The following is a 13266-nucleotide window of genomic DNA, read 5'->3' as shown; positions in this document are numbered from 1 at the left end:
AAGCACGCCGCACAGGGCCAATTCCATGATCGATCTTTACACCTCGCCTACGCCGAACGGGCATAAAGCCTCCTGCACCTTGGAGGAATTGGGGATTCCCTATGATGTCCATGCGATCGATTTGACGGCAGGCGCGCAGAAAACCGAACACTTTCTCGCGATGAACCCCAATGGTCGTATCCCGGTTATTGTAGACCGCGAAAATGATGATTTGGCGGTGTTCGAATCCGGCGCAATTATGGTCTATCTGGCCGAGAAAACCGGCCGCCTACTGCCCACCGAAAGCAAGGCACGCGCGCGGGTGATGTCCTGGTTGATGTTCCAAATGGGTGGGATCGGGCCGATGATGGGGCAGGCCAACGTATTTTACCGTTATTTGCCCGAAAAAATTCCCACCGCGATCAGCCGTTACCAGAATGAATCGCGCCGATTGTTCGAAGTGCTCGATCGCCGCCTGGGTGAAAGCGAGTGGCTGGGCGATGATTTCTCGATCGCAGATATCGCCAATTGGTGCTGGGTGCGGACTTACAGGTGGTCGGGCGTTTCGCGCGACGGGCTGGAAAATCTAGACCGCTGGCTGGATGCGATGAAGCAGCGGCCTGCGTTGCGCGCAGGCGTCCAGGTTCCGATAATCTCGGAAAACGCCTTGAAGGATGAAACCACAACCAAGGCGTTTGCCGAGCGGGCACGGGGAAACGTTCAAACCTGATGAAGTGCCCGCTTTAAGGTAGATTTCGGGCCGTCTTGCCAATAGATAGCGCAGACAATGGCATTTCGCAGGTAAGTCGGATAGTTGCATGAGCCAGAGGCGGAAAATGACAATCCGGCCTGCGATTTTTTGGGGGAAATAGGTGCGGCAAGCGGGGGCTTGCTTCGCATATCAGCATGACTTGGTCGCTCGCATATACGCTGATTACGTGCATTGCCGCGATGGCTTTGGTGGCTTGGGTCAGCTGGCTCAAAACGCGCGGTTCGGCCAATACCAAGGACGGATATTTCCTGGCAGGACGGGGACTGGGCGCGACATTCATCGCAGGCTCGCTGCTGCTGACTAATCTATCGGCCGAGCAATTGATCGGGCTGAACGGCTCTGCCTATGGCTACAATCTATCGAGCATGGCGTGGGAAGTGACTGCGGCGATTGCGACCATCGCGATGGCCTTCATTTTCCTGCCCCGCTATCTGGCCGGCGCTTTCACGACGCTTCCCGAATTCTTGAACGAACGATTTGATCCCGTCGTTCGGCGCATGTCGGTTGTGCTGTTCATGCTTGGCTACGGCCTCGTGACGATACCTTCGGTGCTGTATTCGGGCTCGATTGCAGTCATGCAGTTTTTCGATGTACCGACATTGAGCGGCTTGGCCTATTTCCCGTCTTTGCTGTTGACGGTGTTGGTGATCGGGATCAGCGGTGCTGCCTATGCGGTGTTTGGCGGCCTGAAAGCTGTGGCGGTATCGGACACGCTCAATGGCATCGGGTTGCTGTTCATTGGCTTGCTGGTTCCAATTTTGGGGCTGATGCTGCTGGGGGACGGCAGCTTTGCCGCGGGGTTTGATCGGATAGTTACCGACCATCCGGAAAAACTGAACGCAATTGGCGGACCCGATGATCCCACTCCGTTCGGAACAATTTTCACCGGTATGATCTTCGCCAATCTGTTTTACTGGTGCACTAACCAATATGTGATCCAGCGGACGTTGGGTGCGCGCTCCTTGGCCGAAGGGCAGAAGGGCATTTTGTTCTCCGGCTTTTTCAAAATCATGGTTCCGATGATGATGATGATACCCGGCGTCATCGCGTTCCATCTATACGGACCAGGCTTGGGGACGATTGACGAGGCCTATCCGCGTTTGGTGCGCGATGTGCTTCCCGCATACCTTACGGGCATATTCCTCGCGGTTCTGCTGGGGGCGGTGTTCAGTTCGTTCAATTCGCTGCTCAACAGCGCCGCGACGCTGTTTACCCTCGACGTTTATGCACCCATGCGCGGTGATCGCGACACCGAGGCGCAATTGGTGAAAGTGGCCAAGATCGCCAGCGTCGCTATTGCGCTGATGTCCTTCGGCATCGCGCCGCTGCTGTATTTTGCAGAGGAGGGCCTGTGGCAAATCGTGCGGATTTTCACTGGCTTTTACAACATCCCGACCGTCGTGATCGTTATTGTCGGCCTGTTCACTCGCCGCGTTCCCGCGCTTGGGGCTAAGTTGGTGATTGTGTTCCATGTGCTGGCGTATGGATTGCTACGGTTTGTGCTGGACGATGTGGTTACGCTCCACTTCATCCACCTATATGCCATCCTGTTTGTGATCGAAGTGGCGATCATGCTGGTTGCCGGCCGGATCAGCCCGCGGGCAGAGCCTTACATTCCGCCGAGCAATCCGAAGGTTGATATGACTCCGTGGCGCTTTGCCCGTCCATTGGCTTTCACTCTGCTGTCGCTGGTGGTGGCGCTGTATCTGGTATTTTCCCCGCTTGGCCTAGCCGGTCCCAGCGGGGAGGGCGCGCGCGGAGTTCAGGCGATATTCCCGATCCTGATTGGGGCATTGGTGCTGGGTAATATGGTGGCATGGGTGATGTCGATCAGGCGGCCGGCGGTTACTTAATCAGCGAAGCGAGAACCCTGCGTCTGCCGGTGAACGGTTTTCGGCCATGCATAACCGCGAAATTGTCGACCAGAACCACATCGCCAGCTTGCCAATAATGGTCATATGTCAGTTCTTCTGACAACGAGATTGCCGCCGCCATATCCTCTGACGTAATCGGTTCGCCATCGCCGAAAGTGATCGATTTTGACGGGTCGTTGCGCGCATCGGACCATCCCCGGAACGCGGCAATCAGCTGGTTGAAGAAGCTCTTCCGGTCATCTGCGAGCATTCGGACCGCTGGCAAAACAGGGGTCGTCGCGCGCAAGCTGTCATCATCGCGCCATTGGCCATCATAACCAAGCGCGGCCAGTCTCGCGTCTGCTTGTTCCCGGGTTTCGACACCCAAGGTGCTGCGCCAAGAACGCCCTTGGCCCGACCCGGCATCATCGCTGCCAGGCATAACGTTTGAATATCGCACGCCGCGCTGTTCAAAGGCTTGTGCACGCGCTGGGTCGGCGGAAACCAGCCTCTCGAACAAAATATCAGACCGGCATAGCGGGGTCGCACCGCCGGTTTCGGCCGCTATTTCGCAATAGAAGAACAGTTTGCCGGGATAGATCGGCGTCTGTGCCATTTCATGATGCAAATGGATGGTGGTGGTCGGCGGCGCTTCATTGGCGGTGAAAACACGCTCGGTCACGTTGACCCGCACCGCGTTGGACAGTGATTCCCTATAGGGGAAGTTCTCTTGGCCATAAGCAACCACGGTGGAATCGAAATGCGCCGCATCAGGCACCGAAAAGCCACGAAACAGCACTGCGCCAGCACCAGCAAGATGCGCGTCAATCGCTGGCTTGTTATCGGCAATATACGCGGCAAGATCGCCGCTGCCTTGAGCTACATGGGGAAAGTCGCTCATCGCGGTGCCTCAATCATAAATAGGGAAGAAAGTGCCAAATGCGGCTTCGCAAAATACACCGGGATCGTTGAACCGGCGACCTTGATCTAGCGCGTCAATCGCGGTCATTTCCGCTTCGGTGAGTTCAAAATCGGTAATTGCGAGATTCTCGCGCATCCGGTCTGGATTGGTCGATTTGGGAATGACCGAATTGCCGCGCTGGATGCCCCACCGCAGCACCACCTGAGCTGGTGTTTTGTCATGAGCGGTTGCGGCAGCTGTGACGGCTGCCTCGTCCAGCACGCTATCAGCCGCGCCGGCCATGCCGATTTCGACATAAGATAGCGCACCGAAAGGCGAAAACGCAGTAACCTGCATTCCGTAATCCCGCGCAAGCCGGATTAGCTTTTGCTGGGTTAGATAGGGGTGCGATTCCACTTGCAGCACGGCTGGCGCAATGCGGCTGTAAGACATCAGATCATGAAGCAATGCGGACGAATAATTGCACACGCCGATCTGGCGTGCCAGTCCTGCATCAACCAACCGTTCCATTGCCGTCCAAGTTTGATGCTGCGGCACCTTCGCAGGCTTCATCGCTGGATGTTTGGCGGCGGGATCAAATACCCATTCGGGTGGGTAACGCTGCTCAAACGGTACAAATTCCAGCGCGATGGGGAAATGGACTAAATAGAGATCAAAATAGTCCAGACCAAGATCGCTCAAGCTTTTGCGGCAAGCAGTCTCGACATGCTCGGGCGCGTGATAGGTATTCCAAAGCTTAGACGTAATCCACAAATCCTCGCGGCTGCAAAGGCCCTGATCTATCGCGGCCTTAATGCCTTTGCCGACAGCTTCCTCATTGCCGTAATCGGCAGCGCTGTCGAAATGACGATAGCCAGCCCGGACGGCGTCCAAGATTGCCGCTTCGCAGTCTTCGGGAGCGATTTTCCAAAGGCCGAAACCGATTTGGGGGATGGTGTCAGGCAAGTTTCTCTCCAGTTTGGGAAAAGTCGAGGTGGACCGGAAGGCCGGTTGCAATCGATTGCTGCGCCGCCGCGCCCATCTGGACCGAACGGAGCCCATCAAGTGCGGTGAGTGCTGGCGGCGTGCCATCCACCAAAGCGTGGTGGAATGCCTGCAGTTGGAAGAAGGTTGCGCCGTGATGGTCGCCCGCCTGCAAGGCATCAGTTGGTGTTTCGACAGCCTCGATTGTCATGCCGCTGCCGTCACGGGGTGACCATTTGACCGTCGCTGCAGGAATTGTAACGTCGAGCCGGCCAATTGGGCCGACCGCGTAGATCTCTTCCTGCTGCTCTGCACCCTCGGCAAACATACACAGATCGAGCACCGCGCGACCGCCGTGCGAAAAATCCACCGTTACAAAGGCGTTGTCGAGAATATCGGGCGTTTCGCCATTATATTGTTCGTCAAGATGGTTCACATCCTGACCGCCACTGGCGAAAATCCGCACAGGCTCATCTTGCAAACTATACCGCATCAAATCGAAGAAGTGGCAGCATTTCTCTACCAGAGTGCCACCAGTGTTGCGGTTGAAGCGGTTCCAATCGCCGACTTTCTCCAGAAACGGGAAACGATGTTCTCGAATATAGAACATCTTGACCGCGCCCGTCTCACCCGATTGGACTCGTTCAATGAAGCGGGCCACGGGCGGCATATAGCGATATTCGAGGCCGACCCAGACTAGCGGATCATAGTCGCGCATCTGCCGTGCCAGAGTGACCGCGTCATCCACGGTGGTGCAAAAAGGCTTCTCCAACAGGATCGCGACGCCGTGCTGCATCAGCAGATTAGCGATATCGAAATGCTGGTAATTCGGCGCAGCCACAATCACGGCATCGGGCCTGACTGTGCCAAGCATGCCGGCGATGTCAGTGAAGAAGGCAGGGCTCTGGCCCAGCGCACTTGCCAACGCAGAAGCGGCATCACGCGATCCGGCGTCTGTATCGGCGATGGCAATCAGCCGTGCATCGGGCACCAGCGCGATGTTGCGCATATGCTCGCGCCCCATCATGCCGCAGCCGGCAATGGCGTAAGTTCTCGTTCTATCCACGCTGCCCCTATGTCGTTGAAATCCGTGTTTCACAAGCGAGGAAAGCGTGGCTCCGATTGGCCAAAACCAGTGGGGTGGGCAGGCGATGGCATATCTAAGGCATTGAGCGAAAGACCCAGTCACTGGATCGTCTATTTCAAGAGATCGCTTCCGGAAGTTCCTGCAATTCGGTGAGGAGCCCACCGCATTGCACTAGCAGGAGTACGCGCGGGCATATCCCCATTGACCTGACCGTGAGCAATCACGTGAAGTCGATTTATCTCTGGCTTGCCGTTCATTCACGGGGAGATGCTGTGTATGAGGCAGTTAAGACCGGACAGCTAAAGCTTTAAATTTGAGGCTTGATGCTCGCCACGGCTGCCAGATAGTCAAATTCGAAAATGTAGTTTTTGCAGCTTCTCCGCCGGGTTCCCTCGGGCAAGCGTGCCGCGGGCAAGGCGCCGTCGATCGCCGCCTTCTCGATCAACCTGTCAATCAAAGCGCCTTCGGGCCATGCCGCGCAATATCGGACGTTGGCGTTCCTCCAGCTAGCGACAGTGCCATCATTCGCAGTCAATTCCGGAGTCGCGCCGCCCTGCGGCCGTTCCAACCGGTCTAACCACCCTGCTACTTCCCAATCGTCACCTTGATAGACAACGCCGGGCCGCAAGGTTTCGCTCAAAGTTACTTTGCCGCCAATCAGCGTTTCGAGCTTTCCGGGGGCGAGAGTGGGCGGAATAGCAAAGTCTTCATCGCGGCTTCCGCTGCGTGGCCCGATTACAATCTGACCGCCGAAATTCTCGAGCGATTTGGCGAGAGCATCAGGTACGATTGGCGAGCAAGGCACGACCACCAGCCCATATCCGTCAAGCGAGGCGTCCGGCGCGACAATATCCACGTTCAAGCCCAATTTTCTCAACGCCGAATAGCAATTGAAAGCCGCCCACAACGCCGAGCATCCTTCGCCCTGCGGCTGGATTTGGGTCATCCATTCTGAAGTATAGGAAAATACCAATGCGGCGTGTTTCGTCCCTGCGCCGAGTGGTCCCAGCTCAGCGACATTAGCGGCGGCTTCCTTTACTTCAGTCAAGGCAGGGGCTGGTTCCCCGTCTGGCCGCAATAGGCCCGCGTGCATCTGCTCCTGCGCTTTGGGGGATTGCCGCCAGCGGAAATAGCTGACCAATTCCGCACCATGCGCCATCGCTTCCAGCGTCCACAGCCTGACCATCCCGCGTAGCGGTGCCGGATTGTGCCTTGCCCAATTGACAGGGCCGGGTTGCTGTTCGAGCACTGACCAGCGGCCATGCTTGGCGCAGCCGCGGTACAAATCGTGATGAAATGCGGCGATGTCGGGGTGTCCCTGCCGTGCATATCGGCATTTGTCTTCTTCCGAAAAGCGGAACATTTCGAGGAAGCCGAGCGGGTAGCTATCCCAGCCCAGCACATCCAGATCAGCGGCCAGATCATGGTGATCATAGCCAGTGTAAAAGCCCATCGCATTATGCGTAATGTCACGGTCCGGAGAAGATTCGCGCAAGATATCAACCTGTGCGCGGTTGAAGGAGATGACTTGATCCGAGGAGAATCGGCGGAATGCCAGCCAATGCGCGGGATTGGCTTCGGTGACGGTTAAATTGGGCAGATCGATTTCGTCAAAGCTGCGATATTCCATGCTCCAGAACACATTGCCCCATGCCTGATTTAGCGCGTCAATCGACGTGTACCTTGCGGCAAGCCATAGGCGAAACGCATCGCGTGCGGCGGGCGAAAAGCTTTGCACTGTATCGTGGCAGCCATATTCATTATCGGTCTGCCAAGCAGCTATTGCAGGATGGCTGCCATAACGCTCGGCCATTGCGCTGGTGATGCGCGCTGCCTGTTCGCGGTAGCCTCTGTGGCTGAAGCAATAGTGGCGCCGAGAGCCGAATTTGCGCGCCTTTCCATCCCGGCCCAGTGCGGCCATATCGGGCATCTGGTTATATAGCCATTTGGGCGGGGTCGCGGTCGGTGTGCCGAGAATTATCCGCAGCCCCTCGGCATGCAGAACTTCGATGGCCCGGTCGAGCCAAGCCCAATCGAAGCGGCCTGGCTCAGGCTCGATCCTGCTCCATGCGAATTCGCCGATCCGTACCAGACTTAATCCGGTCTCCGCCATTTCGCGCGCGTCAATCGGCCAGCGGTCTTCGGGCCAATGCTCTGGATAATAGCAAACGCCAAGCTGCATCGAATGGTTCTGTCCGGACATGCCGGGTTCTTCCGCTACCTAAGGGGCAGGGTCAATCCCTGCTAATTTTGCAGCAGGATTTTTGCGGTTCAGTCGGCCCAGATCAGTCCTGCGCGCCGATACGCACCTGGCGGAGGAAATCGCCGACATGATGGCTCAATGTCGCGGCTTGATCTTCCAATTCTGTGGCCGAACCAAGTAATTGGGTCGCCGCTGCTCCGGTTGCGAGCGAAGTTTCGCGCACGCCGGAGATGCTGTCGGAAACTTCGCTGCTGCTGCGTGCTGCCAAATCGATGCTTCGAGCCAGATCCTGTCCGGCCACGGATTGCTGATCGACTGCCGATGCAATCGAAATGGCGGTGGATTCCAATTGTTCGATCTGACCGCCAATCGTCCGCAAGGCAGAGACGCTGTTGGTTGTCGAGCTTTGCATTGTACGAATTTGTTCGGCGACCTCTTCTGTCGCGCGGCTGGTTTGCGCAGCAAGCTCTTTTACTTCGGATGCAACCACTGCAAATCCGCGCCCCGCTTCACCGCCACGCGCTGCTTCGATAGAGGCATTAAGTGCAAGCAGATTGGTTCGTTTGGCAATTGAGTGAATCAATTCAACAATATTACCAACCTGTTCGGCAGATGAGGAAAGCGCCGAAATCGTTGCGTCGGCCTGTACCGCTGATTCGGACGCCTTGCGCGCCAGTTCAGCCGATGATGCGGCTTGCCTGCTGATTTCGCCGATAGACATGGCAAACTCGTCGCTCGCCGCTGCAGCGGCGGTAACGCCCGAGGACGCTTCGCCCATGGCGCGCGAAACCAATTGGCTTTGCTGGGCCGAGTTGTCTGCGGCACTGGCCATTGATCCGGCAGTGGACTTCAGTTGCGAGGATGCAGAGGCAACGCCGCTTACGATGTCACCGACGGACCGCTCGAAACGATTGGCGAGGTTCTGCAGCATATGATCATGATCAACCCGAATTTTGTCGCGCTCTTCTTGCGAAGCGCGTTCTTCGTCCGACCGTTTGTTCCGTTCTTCTGCCCATTTCTCAAGCCTGACGTTGGCTTTTTTGAAGATTCCGAGCGCGCGCAACATATCGCCGATTTCATCTTTACGCTCCGCCCCCTCGATTTCGAAGTGTCGGTCGCCCGTGGCAAGCTGGTTCATTCCATCGGTGATTTCGATGATCTTATGGGTCACTTCTTGGGATAGCCTGCGCAAGCCGACGGCCATCATTGCACCTGTGATAATAATCAACAGGACCACAACGCTTGCCAGTTGGAAGAAATAGGCCATGCCGCTCGCTTCAAGCTCGCTGCTTCGTTCGATCATCTGTTTTTGAAGGGTTCTTGTGTCTTTGTACAGAGTGTCACCCGCTGCCGAGAGCTCAAACGCGAGACGCGTGGTCTGTTCGCCCCGACCGCTAGTCTCAAGGCTTGCAGTCATCCGGTCGAAACTGGCTTCATATTCGGCCAATCGCAACCCCAGGGCATCCACGGCGGGAGACAGGTCGGCGGCAGCGCCGGAGACGATGTCGTTCACGACAGCATGCTCCTCGACCGCTTCGGCAAGCGAGACTTTCATCTGGTTCGCCGCCTCCCTCTCGCCAGAAAGTGTGAAGCGCATTGCATGATAACGCATCTCGCCAGCGACACTACGCAGGTCGGCGGCGTTGATAGTGGCTTTATTCAGGTCAGCGCTGGTCTGATAGCGGTCATAGACGCCGGTCATGCCAATACTGGCGATTGCGACAATTGCTGCGAGCATAGCGAAAAAGACACCGAAGACAGTCCGCAATTTGACGCTGATGGGCTTGTCCTTGAACCAACCGTCCAAACCTGTCCTGCTAGGAGCGGAGACCGGATTTTGAAATTCCGGATCGGCATCGATATCCTGCTGGATTTCGGCGACAACTCTATCCATTGCACTCATGACGCTTTCCTCTGATCGGCATTTTCACCGGTCCTGGCTTTGGGTTTTACTGAAGGCATTATCGGGCCGAGATGTTGGAGAATTTCTTCGCTCGGCATGGCTTTGAAATAGAGCCATCCTTGAATTTGATCGCAGCCCGACGCACGGGCCATGTCGGCTTGCGCCTCGGTCTCAACACCTTCAGCGGTTACATCCATATTGAGCGCATGAGCCATCGATATGCTAGACAGCATCATAGCGCGCGAACCCTCGTCATTGGCTGAATCAACCACCAATGAACGGTCCAGTTTCAGTTTTTCAAAGCGGAATTGGCGAAGGAACCCGATAGAGGCGTATCCGGTACCGAAATCGTCAAGCACAACATTCACGCCAAAGCCGCGAATAAGGTCGAGGCTCCGCTCTGCTACGACAGGGTCAAGCACAAGACAGGTTTCGGTAATTTCAAGTTCGAGCCGCTCCGCCTCGAATCCGGTCTCTTCCAGGATTTGCCCCAGTTGAATGGGGAATTCCGGGTTACGCAGTTGGGCAGCTGAAATATTGACTGACAGTTTTATCCCGTTCCAATCCAGCGCATCCTTGCAAGATTGGCGTAGGACGAACAGACCGATCGCGTTGATCAAGCCGGATTCTTCGGCGATAGGAATGAAGATATTTGGGCCGATTTGTTGTCCGTCGGGGCGTATCCAGCGAATGAGCGATTCAACCGCGACAACTCGGCGGTCCTGTGCGTTAACAAGCGGCTGATAATGCACCTGGAATTCACCGTTAAGCAGAGCATTACGCAGTTCGCTATCCATGTCACGAATGGCTTCGAGATTGCGGTCAAAATCTGGCCTGAACCAGGTGCAGCGCATTTTACCGCCGCGTTTGGAGGCATACATTGCAACATCGGCTTGGCGGAGCAATTCGGAAGATGGAAGCGGAGCTTGTGCATTACTGTGCGACAAGCCGACGCTCGCGCCAACGGCAATCCGCCGATCAGCAATCGCCATCGGTTGCCCCAGCCTTGCGATTAACCGGCGGCAAATTCCTTCGATAATGGTCTTTGACAAGGACCCGGCCATGCTGATGGCAAACTCATCGCCGCCCAAGCGGTAACATTGAGCTTCTTCGCCGCAAACCTCGCGCAGAATAACTGCACATTGTTTGATCATTTCATCGCCAACTGCGTGACCATAAAGGTCGTTCACGATCTTGAATCCGTCCAGATCAATGAGCGCGACCGAGATCTCTTCGCCAGATTCGCAGATTTTCCTAATTTGTGGATGTAAAGCTCGCCGGTTGGGCAACCCGCTGAGGCTGTCAGTAAGCCCGATGCTTTCCAGATTATAGACGCTGTCGAAGCCAATTTTTGCGAGCAAGGCAATGGCCGCGGAATAGAGCGCTAAGCCGCCAATAATCAGTGAAACTAGCGCGCCGTCTGAAAACCCTTCAGCCACAGCCACAAGTCCGATTACGCTAGCAAAAATGAGGGTAAGCACCACCAAGGGTGCGAGCACCAGGGCTTTGGGAGCCATGCTTAGCTTGCGCCAAGATCTTTGTAATGAAATCCCCAAAACCAACACTCCAAATTCGCTAGACCGGGAATTAGCGCGTCGGCACTAAAGAACGGTTAATATGGCGTTTACGCAGCAAGCACAGATCACTCAGCGAGATGCGCTTCTGCTGTGTCCGCGCGCGGGTGCCGATTTACGAGCAATCTCGCCCGGCTTGGAACGAACATACAGCCCTTGATTGCCATCAGCTGCCTTGAAATTCTCTGTTTGGCCGAGCACAGATTCACCGGCGCCGAGCATTAGCCAGCCATCCTCGCGAGTTACATCGGCGACGCGGCTGAATGCTTTTTTTCTGCGTGATGCGTCGAAATACAACATCACATTGCGGCACAGTACTAGATCGAAACGATGCGGAATCTGTGCGGGATCGAGTAAATTTCTCTGCTTGAACCGGACCATCCTGCGCAAAGCGTCATTTGGCTCCCAACCCGCTGAAGTTTCCTGGAAATGGCTGAGCATTTGGGTGACGCTGAGACCGCGCTGGATTTCGAATTGGGTAAAGCAGGCGCGCTGTGCAGCATTAATTGCCCGCTGCGAAACATCGGTGCCGACAATATCGATCGTCCAATCTTTCCATCGCTCAGGTTGATCCGCAAACAACATTGCCAGGGACAATGCCTCTTGCCCCGTTGAACATCCCGCTGACCAAATGGAGATGCGCTTTGTGCCGCTGCGTTTTGCGGCAAGATCGGGCAGGACGCTACTCGAAAGCAGCTCGAACATAATCCTGTCACGGAAAAAATAGGTTTCGTTATTGAGTAAAGCCTCAACGACTTCCTGCGACAAGCTGCCGGCGTGGTTATCCGCGAGCAGGCACACGAGTTGGTCGATATTCGTAATCCCGCGTTCGCGGAATAATCCGCTAAGCGCAGTGCCAACCCGCCATTTGCGGCTATCAGTTATCTGTTGGCCGGTGCGGGCCAAAAGCAGATCGGCGATAATCCGGTGGGACATCTCGCTCACTTCCATGCGGACGCCCCTACATGTGCCATTATGCTTTCAGCCAGTTTTTCGGGCGGTTGAATGGCGCTGGCGATGCCGCTTTTGGAAACTGCGCCGGGCATCCCCCAAACTGCGGAGCTTTGCTGATCCTGAGCAAAGATTGTGCCGCCGCTGTCAGCCAAAACGCGTGCACCGCTTGAACCATCACGCCCCATTCCCGACAGAATGATGGCGAGTGTACGACCTTCTGTAGCCTGCGCTGCGCTTTCCAGCATAGGGTCAACCGATGGCAGGCACCCGCTCGGCATAGTTTGGCGGGTAATTTTGGCTGTCAAGCCGTCGCCGGTGCGATAGATATTCAAATGGCCGTCACCCGGCGCCACAAAAATTCCGCCGCCTTCGATACGGGTTCCATTTTCGGCGATGACTGCTTTTCGCGAAGACGCCAACTCGAGCTGGCGGGCGAATACCTGCATAAATGAACCGGGCAAATGCTGGGTGACCAATATCGGCAAATTGAAGTGGGCTGGCAAGTTGCGAAGCAGGATACACATCGCATGAATTCCGCCAGTGGATGCGCCGATGGCCAAAAGCTCAGGGCGTTTGTTACTGACAAGTAGAGGTTTGAAGGGGGCGGTGATACTAGTCGCTAGGGTGGTTCGCGGGGCGTCTTCGTGTGGTCCCAAAGCGCGGATTTTAGCAAACAAGGCTGAACAATATTCTTTGCCAAACTCGCCCGCGCGAGGCTTAGGCATAGTGTCTGCCGCACCCATCGACAGCGCAGTTAGGCTGTGTTCTGCCCCGTCCTGAGTGAGTGAGGATACCACCAGAACCTGCGTCCGGTCGTTAGTGGAGAGTATTTCGGGTAGCGCGTTTAGTCCGCCAATCCCCGGCATCTCCAGATCAAGCAAGACAACATCGGCGGGGCTCTTGCGGAGCTCCTTCAATGCCAATTCTGCACTACTTGCCGTCGCGACAATTTCAAGATCGGGCTCGGCACCAATCAACCGCGCGAGAATTGATCGCACGGTCAGGCTATCGTCGACCACCATCACCCGTGTAGTCTTCAAACGAGAAGGCCGGGGT

10 protein-coding genes are annotated in these 13266 nt (G+C 56.0%); 2 read left to right on the top strand and 8 right to left on the bottom strand.

The window, feature by feature from the left end; all coding sequences use genetic code 11:
- The first annotated feature begins 25 nt into the window (after window positions 1–25).
- Together GRI36_RS13205 and GRI36_RS13200 are read left to right on the top strand one after the other, a co-directional pair.
- Window positions 26–709 (top strand): glutathione S-transferase family protein, encoded by a 684-nt coding sequence (locus tag GRI36_RS13205; RefSeq protein ID WP_160598878.1) that lies wholly within the window; start codon window positions 26–28, stop codon window positions 707–709.
- A 176-nt stretch (window positions 710–885) separates the two neighbouring features.
- Window positions 886–2604, top strand: coding sequence for a solute:sodium symporter family transporter (locus GRI36_RS13200; protein ID WP_160598877.1), 1719 nt, complete (start codon window positions 886–888; stop codon window positions 2602–2604).
- On the opposite strand, the gene GRI36_RS13195 is transcribed toward GRI36_RS13200, so the two are convergent.
- From GRI36_RS13195 to cheB, 8 genes are all read right to left on the bottom strand, one after another.
- Window positions 2597–3505: a TauD/TfdA family dioxygenase gene (locus GRI36_RS13195; protein ID WP_160598876.1), complete on the bottom strand. Its 909-nt coding sequence runs from the start codon at window positions 3503–3505 to the stop codon at window positions 2597–2599. The two genes, GRI36_RS13200 and GRI36_RS13195, sit on opposite strands and share 8 nt — an antisense overlap.
- A 9-nt stretch (window positions 3506–3514) precedes the next feature.
- Window positions 3515–4471, bottom strand: a complete 957-nt coding sequence (locus tag GRI36_RS13190) for an aldo/keto reductase (protein WP_202392178.1) — start codon at window positions 4469–4471, stop codon at window positions 3515–3517.
- A complete protein-coding gene (locus GRI36_RS13185) occupies window positions 4464–5555 on the bottom strand; it encodes a Gfo/Idh/MocA family protein (RefSeq protein ID WP_160598875.1) in 1092 nt (363 codons plus the stop codon). Before GRI36_RS13185 ends, GRI36_RS13190 begins: the two co-directional genes overlap by 8 nt.
- Window positions 5556–5883: 328 nt before the next feature.
- Window positions 5884–7779, bottom strand: coding sequence for a beta-galactosidase (locus GRI36_RS13180; RefSeq protein ID WP_235902278.1), 1896 nt, complete (start codon window positions 7777–7779; stop codon window positions 5884–5886).
- Window positions 7780–7861: 82 nt separating this feature from the next.
- A complete protein-coding gene (locus GRI36_RS13175) occupies window positions 7862–9682 on the bottom strand; it encodes a methyl-accepting chemotaxis protein (RefSeq protein ID WP_235902276.1) in 1821 nt (606 codons plus the stop codon).
- Window positions 9679–11199 (bottom strand): putative bifunctional diguanylate cyclase/phosphodiesterase, encoded by a 1521-nt coding sequence (locus tag GRI36_RS13170; RefSeq protein WP_160598874.1) that lies wholly within the window; start codon window positions 11197–11199, stop codon window positions 9679–9681. Before GRI36_RS13170 ends, GRI36_RS13175 begins: the two co-directional genes overlap by 4 nt.
- Window positions 11200–11328: 129 nt before the next feature.
- On the bottom strand, window positions 11329–12207 hold the full coding sequence (locus tag GRI36_RS13165; RefSeq protein ID WP_160598873.1) for a CheR family methyltransferase: 879 nt from the start codon (window positions 12205–12207) through the stop codon (window positions 11329–11331).
- Window positions 12198–13250 carry a chemotaxis-specific protein-glutamate methyltransferase CheB gene (cheB, locus tag GRI36_RS13160; protein WP_235902274.1) on the bottom strand — a complete coding sequence of 351 codons (1053 nt, stop codon included), beginning with the start codon at window positions 13248–13250 and terminating at the stop codon, window positions 12198–12200. Before cheB ends, GRI36_RS13165 begins: the two co-directional genes overlap by 10 nt.
- Window positions 13251–13266 lie beyond the last annotated feature (16 nt).

This window comes from Pontixanthobacter gangjinensis, from assembly GCF_009827545.1.
Taxonomy (GTDB): Bacteria; Pseudomonadota; Alphaproteobacteria; order Sphingomonadales; family Sphingomonadaceae; genus Pontixanthobacter; species Pontixanthobacter gangjinensis.
The sequence above is the reverse complement of the archived record's forward strand: the minus strand, read 5'-3'. Positions and strand labels throughout refer to the sequence as shown.

What these genes read in the sequence shown, in the direction of transcription:
- GRI36_RS13165 (WP_160598873.1), bottom strand. Translation starts at nt 12,207, where the DNA reads ATGGAAGTGAGCGAGATGTCCCACCGGATTATCGCCGATCTGCTTTTG.
- GRI36_RS13175 (WP_235902276.1), bottom strand. Translation starts at nt 9,682, where the DNA reads ATGAGTGCAATGGATAGAGTTGTCGCCGAAATCCAGCAGGATATCGAT.
- GRI36_RS13170 (WP_160598874.1), bottom strand. Translation starts at nt 11,199, where the DNA reads ATGGCTCCCAAAGCCCTGGTGCTCGCACCCTTGGTGGTGCTTACCCTC.
- GRI36_RS13200 (WP_160598877.1), top strand. Translation starts at nt 886, where the DNA reads ATGACTTGGTCGCTCGCATATACGCTGATTACGTGCATTGCCGCGATG.
- GRI36_RS13180 (WP_235902278.1), bottom strand. Translation starts at nt 7,779, where the DNA reads ATGTCCGGACAGAACCATTCGATGCAGCTTGGCGTTTGCTATTATCCA.
- GRI36_RS13195 (WP_160598876.1), bottom strand. Translation starts at nt 3,505, where the DNA reads ATGAGCGACTTTCCCCATGTAGCTCAAGGCAGCGGCGATCTTGCCGCG.
- GRI36_RS13205 (WP_160598878.1), top strand. Translation starts at nt 26, where the DNA reads ATGATCGATCTTTACACCTCGCCTACGCCGAACGGGCATAAAGCCTCC.